Annotated in this window: 15 protein-coding genes; 10 read left to right on the plus strand and 5 right to left on the minus strand. The window is 47.9% G+C overall.

Annotated features, from left to right (window positions below; translation table 11 throughout):
* Positions 1–74 precede the first annotated feature (74 nt).
* The 8 genes from nrdR to BM607_RS11585 all read left to right on the plus strand — a co-directional run bounded on the left by nrdR (position 75) and on the right by BM607_RS11585 (position 6,218).
* Positions 75–524 (plus strand): transcriptional regulator NrdR, encoded by a 450-nt coding sequence (gene nrdR, locus BM607_RS11550; protein ID WP_006082643.1) that lies wholly within the window; start codon positions 75–77, stop codon positions 522–524.
* A 146-nt stretch (positions 525–670) separates the two neighbouring features.
* Positions 671–1,825, plus strand: a complete 1,155-nt coding sequence (gene ribD / locus BM607_RS11555) for a bifunctional diaminohydroxyphosphoribosylaminopyrimidine deaminase/5-amino-6-(5-phosphoribosylamino)uracil reductase RibD (RefSeq protein WP_071938349.1) — start codon at positions 671–673, stop codon at positions 1,823–1,825.
* 11 nt (positions 1,826–1,836) lie between these two features.
* Complete coding sequence (locus BM607_RS11560) at positions 1,837–2,493, plus strand: riboflavin synthase (protein ID WP_071938348.1); 657 nt, start codon at positions 1,837–1,839, stop codon at positions 2,491–2,493.
* A 66-nt stretch (positions 2,494–2,559) separates the two neighbouring features.
* A complete protein-coding gene (gene ribBA, locus BM607_RS11565) occupies positions 2,560–3,663 on the plus strand; it encodes a bifunctional 3,4-dihydroxy-2-butanone-4-phosphate synthase/GTP cyclohydrolase II (protein ID WP_063882553.1) in 1,104 nt (367 codons plus the stop codon).
* Between the two features lie 130 nt (positions 3,664–3,793).
* Positions 3,794–4,273: a 6,7-dimethyl-8-ribityllumazine synthase gene (gene ribE / locus BM607_RS11570; protein ID WP_006082639.1), complete on the plus strand. Its 480-nt coding sequence runs from the start codon at positions 3,794–3,796 to the stop codon at positions 4,271–4,273.
* A gap of 11 nt (positions 4,274–4,284) precedes the next feature.
* A complete protein-coding gene (nusB, locus tag BM607_RS11575; protein WP_006082638.1) occupies positions 4,285–4,689 on the plus strand; it encodes a transcription antitermination factor NusB in 405 nt (134 codons plus the stop codon).
* 78 nt (positions 4,690–4,767) lie between these two features.
* The gene (thiL, locus tag BM607_RS11580; RefSeq protein WP_037392620.1) at positions 4,768–5,724 is read left to right on the plus strand and encodes a thiamine-phosphate kinase; all 957 of its coding nucleotides are present in this window, start codon (positions 4,768–4,770) and stop codon (positions 5,722–5,724) included.
* On the plus strand, positions 5,724–6,218 hold the full coding sequence (locus BM607_RS11585; protein ID WP_006082636.1) for a phosphatidylglycerophosphatase A: 495 nt from the start codon (positions 5,724–5,726) through the stop codon (positions 6,216–6,218). Before thiL ends, BM607_RS11585 begins: the two co-directional genes overlap by 1 nt.
* Before the next feature lie 123 nt (positions 6,219–6,341).
* On the opposite strand, the gene recN is transcribed toward BM607_RS11585, so the two are convergent.
* Both recN and BM607_RS11595 read right to left on the minus strand, forming a co-directional pair.
* On the minus strand, positions 6,342–8,000 hold the full coding sequence (recN, locus tag BM607_RS11590) for a DNA repair protein RecN (RefSeq protein WP_071938347.1): 1,659 nt from the start codon (positions 7,998–8,000) through the stop codon (positions 6,342–6,344).
* Positions 8,001–8,128: 128 nt separating this feature from the next.
* Positions 8,129–9,091, minus strand: a complete 963-nt coding sequence (locus tag BM607_RS11595; RefSeq protein ID WP_071938346.1) for an AEC family transporter — start codon at positions 9,089–9,091, stop codon at positions 8,129–8,131.
* A gap of 299 nt (positions 9,092–9,390) precedes the next feature.
* On the opposite strand from BM607_RS11595, the gene BM607_RS11600 reads away from it, so the two are divergent.
* On the plus strand, positions 9,391–10,290 hold the full coding sequence (locus BM607_RS11600; RefSeq protein WP_071938345.1) for a LysR family transcriptional regulator: 900 nt from the start codon (positions 9,391–9,393) through the stop codon (positions 10,288–10,290).
* Positions 10,291–10,312: 22 nt separating this feature from the next.
* Here BM607_RS11600 and BM607_RS11605 read toward each other — a convergent pair whose 3' ends face one another.
* The 3 genes from BM607_RS11605 to barA form a co-directional block, all read right to left on the minus strand.
* Positions 10,313–10,546 carry a DUF3319 domain-containing protein gene (locus BM607_RS11605; protein WP_006082632.1) on the minus strand — a complete coding sequence of 78 codons (234 nt, stop codon included), beginning with the start codon at positions 10,544–10,546 and terminating at the stop codon, positions 10,313–10,315.
* A 220-nt stretch (positions 10,547–10,766) separates the two neighbouring features.
* On the minus strand, positions 10,767–11,366 hold the full coding sequence (locus BM607_RS11610; protein ID WP_006082631.1) for a YjaG family protein: 600 nt from the start codon (positions 11,364–11,366) through the stop codon (positions 10,767–10,769).
* The gene (gene barA / locus BM607_RS11615) at positions 11,341–14,142 is read right to left on the minus strand and encodes a two-component sensor histidine kinase BarA (RefSeq protein ID WP_071938344.1); all 2,802 of its coding nucleotides are present in this window, start codon (positions 14,140–14,142) and stop codon (positions 11,341–11,343) included. Before barA ends, BM607_RS11610 begins: the two co-directional genes overlap by 26 nt.
* A gap of 100 nt (positions 14,143–14,242) precedes the next feature.
* On the opposite strand from barA, the gene rlmD reads away from it, so the two are divergent.
* Positions 14,243–15,595, plus strand: coding sequence for a 23S rRNA (uracil(1939)-C(5))-methyltransferase RlmD (gene rlmD, locus BM607_RS11620; RefSeq protein WP_071938343.1), 1,353 nt, complete (start codon positions 14,243–14,245; stop codon positions 15,593–15,595).
* The last annotated feature ends 10 nt before the right edge of the window (positions 15,596–15,605 follow it).

Consider the following 15,605-nt stretch of genomic DNA (forward strand, 5'->3'; position numbering starts at 1 on the left):
ATCCATTGTGTTTAGCTGAGATTTAACAGGTAAAGCCATTAACGCTTTACTCGCATTCACTGGCAGGAGGCTCAATGCATTGTCCATTTTGCAGCGCGACAGATACTAAAGTCATCGATTCTCGATTAGTGGCGGAAGGCCATCAAGTGCGCCGTCGCCGAGAATGCACCGAATGCCATGAAAGATTTACCACCTTCGAAGGCGCCGAGTTAGTCATGCCTAGGGTGATTAAACGTGATGGTTCACGCCAACCCTTCGATGAAGAAAAACTCCAAGGTGGCATGCTGCGCGCCGTTGAAAAACGCCCCGTGTCTATGGATGAAATCGAGCAAGCGCTTAGCAAAATCAAATCGACCCTGCGCGCCACTGGCGAGCGGGAAGTGCCCTCAGAAATGGTCGGTAACTTGATGATGGAGCAATTGATGAGTCTCGATAAAGTCGCCTACATTCGTTTTGCTTCTGTGTACCGCGCCTTTGAAGATGTGTCTGAATTTGGTGAAGCCATCGCCAAACTGCAAAAGTAGTTATTCGATTTTTGTGGTCTGAAGAGCAGATGTTTGGTTGAGCTAGCTTTAAAAGAGGCTTTTGATTAATAGCTTCTGCAAGACAGGTTTTAAACACAGATTTACAAGACTGGTGAAAGCCGAAACCTTTAACAACAGGGTTGAACATGAGCTTGAACATAAGTTGGTCCGTACTCGATACCCAAATGATGAGCCGCGCGATTCAATTGGCGCGTAAAGGCTTTTACACCACGAGGCCCAATCCCAGTGTGGGCTGCGTTATCGTTAAAGATAATCAGATTGTCGGCGAAGGTTATCATCAAAAAGCGGGTGAGCCCCACGCCGAAGTGCATGCACTACGTATGGCTGGCGAACACGCCCGCGGCGCAACAGCCTATGTCACCTTAGAGCCCTGCAGTCATTATGGCCGCACGCCGCCCTGCGCCTTAGCACTGATCAATATTGGCGTTAAGCGTGTGGTGGTGGCGGTTGAAGATCCAAATCCGCAAGTGGCTGGTCGCGGTATTCAAATGCTGCGCGACGCCGGTATTGAAGTGGATGTGGGATTACACCGCGATGAAGCTTATGCCTTGAATTTAGGTTTTATGAAGCGCATGGAATCGGGTTTACCCAGAGTTACAGTCAAATTGGCTGCGAGTCTCGATGGTAAAACCGCGCTGTCTAACGGTGTGTCTAAATGGATTACCGGGCCTGAATCTCGCCGCGACGTGCAGCGCTTACGCTTACGTTCCTGCGCGTTGGTCACTGGGATTGAAACCATACTGGCTGACGATCCCTCACTCAATGTGCGATATCAAGAACTTGGCGGCATAAAAGACAGCGTAACCGAGGCGCAATTACTGCAGCCATTAAGAGTCATACTCGACAGTCGCGCCCGTTTGCCGTTATCGGCTGCCTGTTTGGTTATCGTATCGCCGATACTCTTGGTCTCGACCGTGGCTTATCCCGCAGAGTTTCAAGCACAATTGCCCTCCCATGTGAGTTGCCTCGTGTTACCTGCAATTGCAGGTCGCGTATCCTTACCTGAACTATTAAGCTATTTAGGCCAAAGTTGTAATCACGTGCTGGTGGAAGCGGGTGCAACCTTAGCGGGCGCTTTTTTAGCAGAGGGGCTGGCCGATGAATTAGTGCTGTACCAAGCGATGAAAATCCTCGGTGGGCAAGGGCGTAATTTATTGCAGCTACCCGATTATCAAACCATGGCGCAAATTCCTGCATTAACGTTGGTCGATGAGCGCAAATTAGGGCCAGATACCCGTTTAATCTTGAGCGTTATGCTTGATACTTCTTTATTTAATTAAGTGAGTTAACCATGTTTACTGGGATTATTGAAGCCGTTGGCACCCTGCGCAAACTGGAGCGTAAAGGCGATGATATTCGTCTTACCGTGGCGAGCGGCAAACTGGATTTAAACGATGTGCGTTTAGGCGACAGTATTGCCACCAACGGTGTGTGCTTAACGGTTGTGCAGCAATTAGCCGACGGTTATGTGGCTGATGTCTCTGCCGAAACAGTGATTCTCACCGGCTTTGCTCACTACAAAGTGGGCACTAAGGTGAATCTTGAAAAAGCCGTCACCCCAACCACACGTTTAGGCGGACACATGGTCAGCGGCCATGTTGACGGTATAGCTATGGTTGAGCAACGTCTAGTGCGCGGTCAAGCTATCGAGTTTTGGTTAGCCGCACCCGCAGAGCTTGGGCGTTACATTGCCCATAAAGGTTCCATCACCATTGATGGCGTGAGTTTGACGGTTAACGAAGTGGACGGCAGTCGATTCCGCCTTACCATAGTGCCGCATACCGCAGGGGAAACCACGTTAATCGATCTGCAAGCGGGCGATATGGTGAATATCGAAGTGGATTTAATCGCCCGTTATCTTGAACGCTTGATGAATTATGATGGCAAAGACAGCAAGAGCGGTGGTGTCACCATGGAAATGTTAGCCCGTGCCGGCTTTGTGCGTTAGTGCACTGGTAATCGTACTGCTAAGGTATAGAATTTCATAACAACAGCAAAATCATAAGGTCCTACAATGGCGCTGCACAGTATAGAAGAGATCATCGAAGATATTCGTCAAGGCAAAATGGTTATTTTGATGGATGACGAAGACAGAGAAAACGAAGGTGATTTGATCATGGCGGCCGAAATGGTCACGCCAGAAGCGATTAACTTTATGGCGAAATATGGCCGTGGACTCATTTGCCAGACCATGACCAAAGCCCGTTGCCAGCAGTTAAATCTGCCCTTAATGGTGACGAATAACAACGCCCAGTTCTCGACTAACTTTACGGTTTCTATTGAAGCAGCCGAAGGCGTCACTACCGGTATTTCGGCCCACGACCGCGCGGTAACAGTCAAAGCGGCTGTGGCTAAAGAGGCTAAAGCGTCTGATTTAGTGCAACCTGGACATATCTTCCCGTTAATGGCACAGGACGGCGGCGTATTAACCCGCGCAGGCCACACTGAAGCTGGTTGTGATTTAGCCCGTCTTGCGGGACTTGAGCCATCGGGCGTTATCGTTGAGATTTTGAACGAAGACGGCACTATGGCACGCCGCCCAGATTTAGAGGTTTTCTCCGAGTTGCATGGCATCAAAATCGGCACCATCGCGGCATTGATCGAGTATCGCAACACCAAAGAAACCACGGTTGTGCGTGAAGCTAAATGCAAACTACCGACCCGTTTCGGCGAGTTCGACATGGTGACTTTCAGAGACACTATCGACAATCAACTGCATTTTGCCTTAGTCAAAGGTGAGGTGAAGAGCGATTGTTTGGTGCGCGTGCATCTGCAAAACACCTTCAACGATTTACTCCATTCAGAGCGCGATCAGCAACGTAGCTGGCCACTCGAAAAGGCGATGGAGCGTATTTCTGCAGAAGGTGGCGTATTGGTTTTATTAGGGAATCAAGAACATCCCTGTGAAATCCTCTCTAAGGTGAAAGCCTTTGAAGCCGAAGATCAAGGCCAAGCGCCTGCTTCTGCAAAATGGCAGGGGACGTCGCGCCGTGTGGGGGTGGGTTCGCAAATCCTCGCTAGCCTTGGCGTGACTAAGATGCGCCTGCTCAGCTCGCCTAAACGCTACCATTCACTTTCGGGCTTTGGCCTTGAAGTGACTGAGTATGTGGCGGACTAAAACCCAAAGTTACACTGAAGTAAAATTAACAATTTCTGATAATTTGCATAGGGCTCTGGGCAATTGGCTGTGATATCATGTCGCCACTTTTCGCCCCGAGCTGGGTGCTTTAGCTAAATTAGGTAAGATAATGAACGTAGTTCAAGGTAATATCGAAGCGAAAAATGCCAAAGTTGCGATTGTAATTTCGCGTTTCAACAGCTTTTTAGTTGAGAGCTTGCTTGAAGGTGCACTTGACACGCTGAAACGTTTTGGCCAAGTCAGCGACGACAATATCACTGTTGTCCGTGTACCAGGTGCGGTTGAGTTGCCGCTAGCTGCGCGTCGCGTAGCTGCCAGTGGTAAATTCGACGGTATTATCGCATTAGGTGCGGTGATCCGTGGTGGTACTCCTCATTTTGATTTTGTTGCAGGCGAATGTAATAAAGGTCTAGCTCAAGTTGCTTTAGAATTTGATCTGCCTGTTGCTTTCGGTGTTTTGACCACAGATACCATTGAACAAGCTATTGAACGTTCAGGTACCAAAGCGGGTAACAAAGGCGGCGAAGCTGCTTTAAGTCTGCTTGAAATGGTCAATGTTCTGCAAGAACTTGAACAACAGTTGTTATAGTAGGAAAAATAATGAAGCCTTCTGAGCGCCGCAAGGCCCGCCGTTTAGCCGTTCAAGCCATCTATTCATGGCAACTAAGCGGGAATAATATTGCCGATGTCGAGCATGAGTTTTTAACTGAACAAAGTCTCGACGGTGTTGATGTAGCTTATTTTCGTGAGCTATTTTCAGGCGTTGCAACGAAGAAAACCCAATTGGATGAGCTGATCATCCCGCATCTGGAACGCCCGATTGATGAAGTGTCTCCAGTAGAGAAAGCCATAGTTCGTTTAGCGACCTATGAGCTGACTTTCCGTAAAGATGTGCCATACAAGGTCGCGATTAACGAAGCGATTGAGTTGGCAAAAGCTTTCGGTGCGGACGAGAGTCATAAGTTTGTGAACGGACTGCTCGACAAACTGGTTGCACGCAAGTAATAAAGACAAACGGTATCTTAGGATACCGTTTTTCATTGCTAACAAAGGTGGCCGATGTAAGTCGTGCCAAACTGTACAGTGAAAGAATTCCAATTAATTGAATGTTATTTTAGCAACCGCGGCCCCACTCGCCGTGATGTGAAGCTTGGCATCGGTGACGATTGCGCTTTAGTGCAACCCGCAGAAAATAAGTCGATTGCTATCTCCTGTGACACCTTAGTCGAAAATGTCCATTTCTTCCCCGATATGCCTCCTGCTGCCTTAGGTTACAAAGCCTTAGCGGTAAATTTATCTGATCTGGCTGCCATGGGCGCTGAACCCGCGTGGATGACGCTTGCCTTGACGCTACCCGAAGTCGATGAAACTTGGCTCAGTGGTTTTAGCGAAGGTTTATTTGAAGCGGCCGATTACTATGGCATCGCCTTAATTGGCGGCGATACGACTCGTGGCCCACGGGCGATTAATATCACAGTGCACGGCCAAGTCCCACAGGGTAAGGCACTGACGCGTCATGGTGCTAAAGCCGGTGATTGGATTTATGTCACGGGCACGCTCGGAGATTCGGCCTTAGGTCTGGATATCATTCGCGGCGCGCAACAGGCTAGAGCCGAGCATAAAGAATTCCTGATCAATCGCCATTATCGTCCAACACCAAGAGTCTTAGCGGGCCAAGCATTGCGTTCGCTTGCCTCCAGTGCTATCGACCTTTCCGACGGGTTTATCTCGGATATCGGTCATGTACTTAAGGCTTCGGCAGTTGGCGCGGTTGTAGATGTTAATTGCATCCCGCTTTCGCGCGCGATGCAAGATACCGTCAGCGAGGAGCATGCCTTAGGTTATGCACTGACAGGCGGCGAAGATTACGAATTGTTGTTCACCGTTCCTGAGGCGCAAAAAGGCGCGCTTGAGACGGCATTAAGCCATGCAGGAGCAAAGTTTGTTCGTGTTGGGCAAATTTGTGCGGGCAGTAAGCTCAAGTTACAACTCAATGGTGAGCCGTTTACGCCTCCATATCATGGTTTCGAGCACTTCTAATGAAATGGTTGTCAAAGGATCAGGCGTTAACGCGCCTGTCATTAAAAAATCCTGTCCACTTTTTGGCACTCGGTTTCGGTAGCGGACTCGCCGCTAAAGCGCCCGGTACTTTCGGTACCATAGCTGCTATTCCCCTCTATTTACTGATGGCGCCATTACCACTTGCTTGGTATATCGGCTTAACTTTAGTCAGTGTATTTGCAGGATTTTATATCTGTGGTAAAGCGGCACATGACATGGGCGTACACGACCATGGCGCGATTGTGTGGGATGAAGTGGCTGGACTGTTGATCACTATGATAGCGGCACCAGCGGGCTGGATTTGGCTATTAGTGGGCTTTGGTTTATTTCGCTTTTTTGACATCATCAAACCTTGGCCAATCCGTTGGCTCGATGCCAAAGTCGAAGGTGGTTTTGGCATTATGATTGACGATGTTTTAGCGGGTGTATTTGCCTTTATCTGTCTGCAAGGGCTAGTCTGGTGTGTTAGCTAACATGATAGCTAAATTGGCATGATAGTTAACATGGCCAACAACTAACCCTTAGCTTTTGATTTCGCATTTTTCTGATTGAAGGGATTAGCTGAACATCCCTTACCCCTTTTCTGCTTGATTCTACTATTGCAGCAGTTCCCTTGCGTTTGCTAGGGTATTGCTGGTGATAGTATCGCCACCTAACAGTCTTGCAAGTTCTTGAATGCGTTGCTCACGATCGAGCGACTTCATTGTAGTTTCTGTACTGCCCGCCTTATTAAACTTATCGACGAACATGTGTTGATGACCATTGCCCGCAACTTGCGGCAAGTGAGTCACGCACAGTACTTGGGTCGATTCCCCTAAGCTGCGTAACATGCGGCCAACCACTGCGGCGGTGGGGCCCGAAATCCCGACATCCACTTCATCGAAAATCAATGTTGGCGTAGCAACTTTCTTCGCGGTGATCACTTGAATACCTAACCCTATCCGTGAAAGCTCGCCGCCAGACGCGACTTTCGAAATCGGCTGTAAGGGTTGGCCTGGGTTAGTGGTGACCATAAATTCGATATTGTCACTGCCGTTGGCCGACATTTGCTCTGGGTGGAAATTGACTTCGATCGTAAATTTACCCTTAGGCATATTCAGTTCATGGATTGACTGAGTCACCAGCTTGTCGAGTTCTTTGGCATATCTAGCGCGGCTTTGGCTGAGCTTTTGCGCATGACTAAGGTAAGCGGCTCTACTTGCCTCGACCTGTAGTTGAATTTCTTCGAGTTTACTTTCGTCACTGTCTAAGGTGCTCAGCTCTGTCTTGAGTGCTAAATGATGTTCGGCCAGTTTATTTGGGCTGACATGGTGCTTACGCGCCAGTTGCATGGCTTTTGATAGCCGTTCTTCTAAATAGGCAAAGTGGGTTGGATCGAGTTCAAGCTTACTCAAATAGTGCTGTAATTCGCCTGCGCTTTCTTGCACTTGGATTAAGGCATCATTGAGCATAGTGTTGATATTGCTTAATGCAGGATCGTAGCTTTGCAGATCTTCGGCGAGGGAAACGACTCGGTTGAGCAGCGACTCTATATTGTTCTCTTCGCCCTCGGTGAGTATATCTAAGCTCGCCTGACAGGTATCAATCAACTCAGTGCCATTGGCAAGACGTTTGTGCTCTTGCTCAATTTCATCGAACTCATCGACTTTAAGATCAAACTCATCGAGTTCTTCTACTTGATATTGCACTAATTGCTTACGGGCAATACGTTCATGCTGGGAGGCTTCGAGTTGCTTTAGATCGGCCTCAATTTGTTTGCAGCGTTGAAAACTGGCGGCAACCGTATCGATAAGCAATCTGTGGTTGGCATAACTGTCGAGCAGGGTGAGTTGGTGTTCACTTTTTAACATCGCATGGTGCGCATGTTGGCCGTGAATACCGATGAGCAACTGACCCAGTAATTTGAGTTGCGTCAGCGGCACTGGATTACCATTGATATAGGCACGTGAACGGCCATCGCTACCAATAGTTCGACGTAGGATACACTCATCATCGAGTTCAAGATCGTTATCTTCTAACCAACGTTTTGCCAGTGGAATATCATCCAAGGAAAAGCGAGCGCTAACCTCGGTTTTATTGGCTCCGGGGCGAACACTGCTGGCATCGGCGCGATTGCCTAGGCACAGGCCTAGCGCATCGATGGCGATTGATTTACCCGCGCCGGTTTCACCTGTGATGCTGGTCATACCGGGGCGAAAATCCAGTTCTAAAAAACGGACGATTGCGAAGTTATTAATGCTGAGTTGGCAAAGCATAGTGAATTCCTGTCGAAAAACATACCAAACCACTGTATTGATAAACAGTATATACTGATTTTATATACAGTAAAGTGGCTTGGGTAAATAATCGGCATTATCGGCAGTAAATATTTTTAATTGACTGATTATGCATGGGTTCTTACTAAGCTTTCTAAGATAGGTAAACTGAAGAAAGTGACTAAGGTGCCAAATAGAATGCCCTGAGCACTGGTTGAAGCTTGAGTGTTATAGCGCTGGGCGAGCAAGTACACGCTAGCGGCTGTGGGCAATGCGCTCAAGATCACGCCCATGATCAGGTAGTCACCGCTCACACCAAAACGGTTAAGCATAAAGTAGACGAGTGCCGGTTGGACAACTAGCTTGAAGAGGTTAATAAGGCTCAGTTCGATAAAATTCTTGGGGCTAAATACGCTGCTATCTTTCTGGTATCGCATCGCTTTGGCGAGCACCATGCCGATGGCAAACAGCGCGCACGGGCTTGAGGTATTGCCAATTTGTTGGATCATTAGCGCCAGCCCTGAGGGCAGTTTTATCTCTAGCGCCGAAATGCCGACGCCAATCAAGCTACCAATAACGATAGGGTTTTTACCGACCGCCATCATCATTATGACTATGGCGTGGTGTTGTCTTTGGGTGTTTGTGGCCAGTTCCATCGAGACTAAGGCCACGGCAAACATCAGCACGGATAATAAGCTGGCAATCGCGGCGGCAACTAACGCACTTTGCTGCTGCGGGAATAAGATGATGAGCAGTGGAATACCAATAAATGCGGTATTACCAAAGGTGGCATTAAGGGCTCGAATGGCGGCAACCGCATGCTGTTTCGGGTTAGCAAGCAGCGAGAGCCCAAGGCAGACAAGATAAGTGATCACCATAGCCGTGCTGTAGCCCGCAATAAATCCCCATTGCAAAATCTCGCCAATTGGCTGCTGGGCGAGGGCGATAAGCATGATCGCAGGGAAAGCAATATAGTACACATACTGGTTTAGCACTTGATCCGTATCGACGGGCAAGAGTTTTAATTTTTGCACTAGTGTGCCGAGCAACATGATCCCGAAGACGGCAAACAGAGGGGTTAAAATGGTCATTTCCCTCACTCATCCTTACGATTAAATTTGAATAAACTCAGCCACCACCGTCATTTCTACTATCGCTATGATTTTAGGTGGGCGCTTGCCTTTTTTATGTCACGTTAGAACCAGAACTAGCGCCAGCGCAGTAAAACTCGCCACAAAATAACATATCATTTCAGTCTAAGGCTATTGCGCTATGGTCGTATAAGTGGATTAATTGATGTTTAAAACACAATGACTTAGCGTACGCTGTGATTGTTGATGACTTTATATAGTGCCTAAAGTGGGCAGCTAGAACAGAATTAGGACATGCAATGAGTGATGATTTAGGCGCTGAACTACAACTTGTCTATCTTTTTGTGCATTTAGTCAATGCGGGCAGTTTTTCACAGGCGGCGAAGGAGCTTGATATGCCCATTGCCACAGTGAGCCGCAAGTTAGCGAAGTTGGAAGACAAGCTCGATAAACAGCTCTTTATGCGCAGCACCCGCAAGTTGCGACTGACTGAGGAAGGACTGGCGCTCTTTCAACGCTACCAGAGTGTGGTTGCCCAATTTGATGAACTGAGTGGTGCGGGCAGCGATAAACCCGAGGGCACCCTGCGCATCGCCGCGCCGATTTCGATTATTTCCATCGTGTTTATTCAAGCATTGAATGAATTTGGCCGCCTGTATCCCGATATCCGTTTGCACATTTCCCAGAGCAATGAGTTAGTGGATTTGATCGACAAAGGCATAGATGTGGCGATTGTCGGCGGGGCTCAGCCTGATTCTTCTTGGGTGTCGAGTACCTTAGGCGAGCTGGATTATTGCCTGTTTGCCACGCCAGAATATTTGGCTCAAGCACCTAAACTTGAGCATCCCGATGATCTCGAAGCCCATCAGCTGATAAAAGTCTGGCCGCTGTTTAATTGGCATTTAAAGCATCCGAGCGGTGAGTCTTTCTATTTTAATGGCCCAACTAAGTTGACCCTCACGGATTTACACGGTGCGATTCAGGCGACCTTAGGCCATGGCGGGATCTTGTATGGTCCTGAACTGTTTGTAAAACAGCAGATTAAAGAAGGGAAACTTAAAGTATTATTGCCAGAATGGATTGGCGAGCAGAGGCGGATTTCGATTTTATATCATCAGCGCAGCCAGCAGCCGCTAAAGGTCAGAGTCTTTATTGAGTTTATGCAGTCAAAGGCGCCAGAGTTATTCTCTATGCGTTGATTTAACGAGGGGGAACTGATTTTTAACGTCTTTTAGGTTTTACCGTGTTTTTGCTCATAGTATTTTGCGTTTGTTTCGCGTCCTGCAAGCTGGAGCGTGTCGCGGGTAATATACCGAGTTCCAAGAAGTATCCCACTAAACGCCGCAGTTCGAATAAAGAACCGATACGCTGCTGATCTTTGATAGTCAGTTTCCAACTGTCGGTTCGTCCTTCGCTATTGGTTAAAACAAATCCTTGATAAACAATCTTTTTCATTGGAATAACTCAATATTGGCTGATGGAACTTGCTAGCTTTAGTTTTACTCGTTTTGGGCTTGCTTGAAAGTGATTGCAGTCGAGACTAGAGGCTTATTGTTTAGAAACATTGTTTAGAAACATTGTTTAGAAACATTGTTTAGAAACATTGTTTAGAAACATTGTTTAGACATATTGTTTAGGAATAAGGGTGCCTGAGTTACCCCAAGCACCCTATCAATTAAGCGACGCTGATGCCGATATTTGATACGCCCGCTTCGATAATGTCTTTGCGTAAACCTTTGACCAGTTCCGCCGTGATCTTTGGATTTTCTTCGATAATTTCCAGCAGAGAATTTTGTAATTCTTTCTCTTCTTCCATGACTTCATGGGCAAAAACAAAATCATCTAATGCTTCATCGACTAAATCGACATCGCTGATGGCTTCGATATAGTTAGCCACTGTGCTCGATGACAGTTTGCTGATATTGACGATATCTTCTTCAATCTTGCCTTGAATCGCACCCAGTAAGGTCGATATGGCGACCACAGCGTCCATGGCTGGATAGACGCCATAGGCTTCAAAATCAGCGGGTTCAGGGGTGTTATCTTCAAGACGTTGCAGATGCACATCGATATTGAATTTAAGCTTAGGATCGTACAGGGATTGCCACAGTAGCTCTAATGCAGTGCTTAACACTGCAGGGTCACCAAACTCACAGACTTCGGAAAATAGTTGATAGTTGGGCAACATGCGTTGGCAAAGTGCAGTGGCGAAGAGTTGTTTTTGTGGCAGTGTTAACGCCTTAAGACGTTTAAAGAAGCCCGTTTTTTTGGTCATCTGTTATTTCCGCTGATAGCTGTGATATCACTTGATTTGCCGCAGATTCTACCTTAGTTAACTCATCAAGTAACTCTAGTATTTCGGGTTCGAGATCTTCGACCGCTGTTTCACGTTTTAGTGCCGATTCAATTTCTTGGCATAATCTTTGGGTTGTAGGCACGCCGCAGTAACAACTGGCCCCATGCAACTTATGGATAGTACTGAGCATGACGGGGTGATCGTTTTGACTCAGCGCCGTCTGAATTGTCGTCACAGTTTGTGGCAAGGAGTCGAGCAGCATTCTCAGCATGTCTAAGGCGAGGTCTGCCTTATGATTTGCTTGGGTTAAACATAAATCCCAGTTCAGCGTATGCAGGTCAAAATGGGTGAATTTAGGCCGAGTGATCCAGCGATGGATAACGTCTTTGAGCGCCGCTTCATCAATAGGTTTCGGTAAATATCCATCCATGCCACTGCCTAAAATCAGCTCGCGTTCTTCAGCAATCGCATGGGCCGTCACGGCAATAATTGGCGTGTTACGGTTCATCGAGCCTTGGCGAATTTGCTTAGTGGCGCTGATACCATCTGTGCCTGGCATCTGAATATCCATAAAAATCAAATCAAAGGTGCGCGTCTTCGCCTGTTTAACTGCTTCATCGCCACTGTTGACTGCAACTACCGTTGTCACTAACTCGCTGAGCAAGGTGTCGATTAGCTTTAAGTTGGCAAAGTTATCATCCACCGCCAGTACAGTTAATGATTGGCGCGCCGCCGGCGTGGCTATGGTCACTGGGGCTATGATGTCGTACTCCATCGGTGGATAGAGTAAGTTGCGGGCAAGCTGGTGCTCACTCACGGGCAGAGACAACACCACATCGGCATTCGGGCGGATAAACTGGGTTAAGGCGTCTTGTTCTTGGCAATCGTATAGCACCACAAGGCAATCGGTTTTGGTCTTTGCCAAGTTAAGTGTGCTTACCAGTTGTCCTGCATCGCTAAACCCATGGCAACTCAATAGAACATAGTCGTATGGCGCTTCGGCCGTGTTGAGTGTGGTCAGCAAGCTTGGGATATGCTGATGGTGAGTCACTTTGGTATCCCATTGTTTCAATTGGCGACTCAAGACTGCATGAGTCAGCACTCTGGGCTCATAAAACAGTATGGTTTTGTCTTTGAGTTTTTCGAGCGGCAGTGAATCACCGATTTGGAACTGACCTAAGCCGAGCGGCAAACTGAACCAGAAGTTTGAGCCTTTCTCTGGGGATGAGGTAAAGCCGATTTGGCCGCCCATTTGATTCACTAAACGCTTAGTGATCACTAAACCTAAGCCTGTGCCACCAAAGCGGCGGGAAATCGACGAGTCGGCTTGGCCAAAGGCTTGGAATAAAAAGTCCTGCTGGCTTTCATCGATACCGATACCTGTGTCGACCACATCACAACGCAGTACCACTTGTTCTTCCGACTGGCTTTGCAGTTCGATTTTGACCATCACGCTGCCAGAATCGGTGAATTTAATCGCGTTACCGACCAAGTTATTGATGATTTGGCACACGCGCATGGCATCGCCATTCACATTGTCCGGTACGTTAGGAGCGATATCGACGACGAGTTCTAGGCCCTTGGCCTGAGCGCTGCCCGAGATTAGCGTGATGGTATCGCCTATGGTTTCCCTTAGACCGAAGGGCATGTTTTCCAACACCATTTTACCGGCTTCGAGTTTAGAAAAATCGAGAATATCGTTGATGATGCCCAGCAGGTTAGTGGCGCTGCGTTCAATGGTTTTGATGTAATCCACTTGGCTCGAATGCAAAGGGGTTTTCACCAATTGCCGCGCAAAACCGATAACGCCATTGAGCGGCGTACGTAATTCGTGGGACATGTTGGCTAAGAATTCTGATTTAATTCGGCTGGCTTCTAGGGCGCGTTTTTTCGCTAAATCTAACTCGACGTTTTGGATTTCAATCTGCTCTAAGGTTTCCCGCAGATCCGAAGTCGCTTGGTCGATATTTTGCTGCATCTCATCATGGTATTCCGACAACGACCCCGCCATGGCATTGATACCGCGTTTGAGTAAGTCGAGCTCACCAATCAAGTTGCCATCTAAGCGGGCGTCCAATTTACCTTCACGGATTTTAGCGACGACGCGCACCATTTCAGTAATGGGCTGAGTGACGTTTTTCACCAGCCGGAAAGTGAACAGCAAGTTCAACTGCACCCCGATTAACACGATAATAAAGGCGGCGACGGCGGCTCTATGTTGCTCAAGTAAAGCGCGTTCTTTATTGATGATGATGGAGATATAACCTAACAGCTGACCATCGTCTGTTTGGATATCGTAATTAGCGGGAGCGGCGCTGGGCCCGGTGGAGAAAATCGGTGTCCGTAAAATCAGGCTGTCGCCCACATGCTCTATTTCGGTTTTATGCAGTGTGTTAAGCGCTTCTTTGTAGCGCATAATTTCAAAATCTTTGTGGTAGTGCGAGGTCACAAAGAGTTGATTATTGGCGTCGAAAATCGCGATGGATTTCACGAGGGTAGATTTGTTGAGCTGCGCCGCGGCGAGTAAGCGTTTGGTTGCCTCGCGATCATTGGCCACTAAACCGATTTCACTGGCAATCGACAGCGGCTCAATAATATTGCTGCCCTGTTCGACGAGCGTATCTTCGAGCTCATAAAAACGGTTTATGGTAAAGTAGCTGCCCAGAAGGATACCGACCAAGATTGTTGGCGCGAGCGCCAGTACAAGAACCCAAGAACGTAGGCTGTATTTGGTCATGTTGTTGACTGGGTTCATAGCAGCGGCGGTGTTTCCTGTGACAGAGACTAAGATAATTTTATAAGACTGCCAGAAAGAGGGCGGTCTTTGCCAGTATTTTATTGATTTAGAGGCCGAAATGGCGCAATTTTTTAAAGCAAAACCAAATAGTTCCAAACAGTTGTCGGCTAAGTTATCGCTGAGCGTCAATCAGCTCGATCACTTAGGGGCAGGTATAGCACAACATCAAGGTAAAGTCGTGTTTATCCCCGGCGCACTGCCCGATGAAACCGTGACGGTACAGCTCACCGAGCAAAAGAAAAATTATGCCCGCGCCAAGTTAATTAAAGTCGATACACCTAGCTCTGAGCGCGTGGAACCTGAGTGTCCACACTATCACACCTGCGGCGGCTGCGACTTACAGCATATGTCATTATCGGGTCAGCGGGAGCATAAAGAAGCGGCGCTGCTGGATATTATGGCGAAGTTTGCCGGCGCCGAAGGCGGCACGTTATCGCCCGCATTAACGGGTGAAGGTTGGCATTATCGTCGCCGCGCCCGTCTTGCAACTTTATTTGATAAAAATACCAAGCACTTAAGTTTAGGCTTTCGCGCCGCTAGTAGCAGTAATGTGGTACCAATCAGCCAGTGTCAGGTGTTAGCTAAGCCGTTATCGGACTTGATCGTCCCCTTTGCTAAGTTGCTGAACCAATTGTCGGCTAAAGCCAGCTTAGGCCATCTTGAGTTGATTGCCGCTGATAATGGTCACTTTGCCGTGCTGCGGATCACTAAGGCGTTAAACGATAAAGATCTTGCTAAGCTGTCAGCCTTTGCCGAGCAGCATCAGATCCATATTTGTCTGCAGGACAACGAAGGCCAATTCCAAGGCGTCGGCGCTGAGTTAGTGTTACCTGTTTATCAGCTGTTAGATGACAAAGCTGAGTCGGATGCGGTGAGTTTAAGTTTCACCCCAGGTAACTTTGTGCAAGTGAACGGACAGATTAACAAGGCCATGGTCGCGCAAGCGATGGATTGGTTAGCGCCAGCGCCAGATGAGCGCATTTTGGATTTGTTCTGCGGCATGGGGAATTTCAGTTTGCCCTTAGCGAAAATGGGCGCTGATGTGATTGGCGTCGAAGGGGTTGCCGAGATGGTGACTCAGGCACGGGTGAACGCGAAAGCTAACAACCTTGATAAACTGACCTTTTACCATGGCGACTTAAGCGCGGATTTATCCCTTGAGCCTTGGATGGGTAAAATTGATAAATTACTGCTCGATCCTGCCCGTGCTGGGGCGTTTGAAAGCTTGCAATGGCTAAAGAAAATGAAGCCGCGCAAAGTGGTGTATGTTTCGTGTAATCCTGCGAGCTTGGCTCGCGATAGCGCAGTGCTGTTAGAGCGCGGTTACCGATTACAGCAATTGGGACTTATCGACATGTTCCCACAAACACACCATATCGAAGCCATGGCACTGTTTGAATTAACCAAGTAATTTGCGCTGG

The sequence above is a fragment of the Shewanella sp. SACH genome, from assembly GCF_001887095.2.
In the GTDB taxonomy this organism is placed as follows: Bacteria; Pseudomonadota; Gammaproteobacteria; order Enterobacterales; family Shewanellaceae; genus Shewanella; species Shewanella baltica.

Bases quoted from the DNA above. Each gene is read 5' to 3' on its own strand.
- ribE (WP_006082639.1), top strand. From the start codon at position 3,794: ATGAACGTAGTTCAAGGTAATATCGAAGCGAAAAATGCCAAAGTTGCG.
- BM607_RS11600 (WP_071938345.1), top strand. From the start codon at position 9,391: ATGAGTGATGATTTAGGCGCTGAACTACAACTTGTCTATCTTTTTGTG.
- nusB (WP_006082638.1), top strand. From the start codon at position 4,285: ATGAAGCCTTCTGAGCGCCGCAAGGCCCGCCGTTTAGCCGTTCAAGCC.
- BM607_RS11560 (WP_071938348.1), top strand. From the start codon at position 1,837: ATGTTTACTGGGATTATTGAAGCCGTTGGCACCCTGCGCAAACTGGAG.
- BM607_RS11595 (WP_071938346.1), bottom strand. From the start codon at position 9,091: ATGACCATTTTAACCCCTCTGTTTGCCGTCTTCGGGATCATGTTGCTC.
- nrdR (WP_006082643.1), top strand. From the start codon at position 75: ATGCATTGTCCATTTTGCAGCGCGACAGATACTAAAGTCATCGATTCT.
- recN (WP_071938347.1), bottom strand. From the start codon at position 8,000: ATGCTTTGCCAACTCAGCATTAATAACTTCGCAATCGTCCGTTTTTTA.
- ribD (WP_071938349.1), top strand. From the start codon at position 671: ATGAGCTTGAACATAAGTTGGTCCGTACTCGATACCCAAATGATGAGC.
- BM607_RS11610 (WP_006082631.1), bottom strand. From the start codon at position 11,366: ATGACCAAAAAAACGGGCTTCTTTAAACGTCTTAAGGCGTTAACACTG.
- ribBA (WP_063882553.1), top strand. From the start codon at position 2,560: ATGGCGCTGCACAGTATAGAAGAGATCATCGAAGATATTCGTCAAGGC.
- barA (WP_071938344.1), bottom strand. From the start codon at position 14,142: ATGAACCCAGTCAACAACATGACCAAATACAGCCTACGTTCTTGGGTT.
- rlmD (WP_071938343.1), top strand. From the start codon at position 14,243: ATGGCGCAATTTTTTAAAGCAAAACCAAATAGTTCCAAACAGTTGTCG.
- BM607_RS11605 (WP_006082632.1), bottom strand. From the start codon at position 10,546: ATGAAAAAGATTGTTTATCAAGGATTTGTTTTAACCAATAGCGAAGGA.
- BM607_RS11585 (WP_006082636.1), top strand. From the start codon at position 5,724: ATGAAATGGTTGTCAAAGGATCAGGCGTTAACGCGCCTGTCATTAAAA.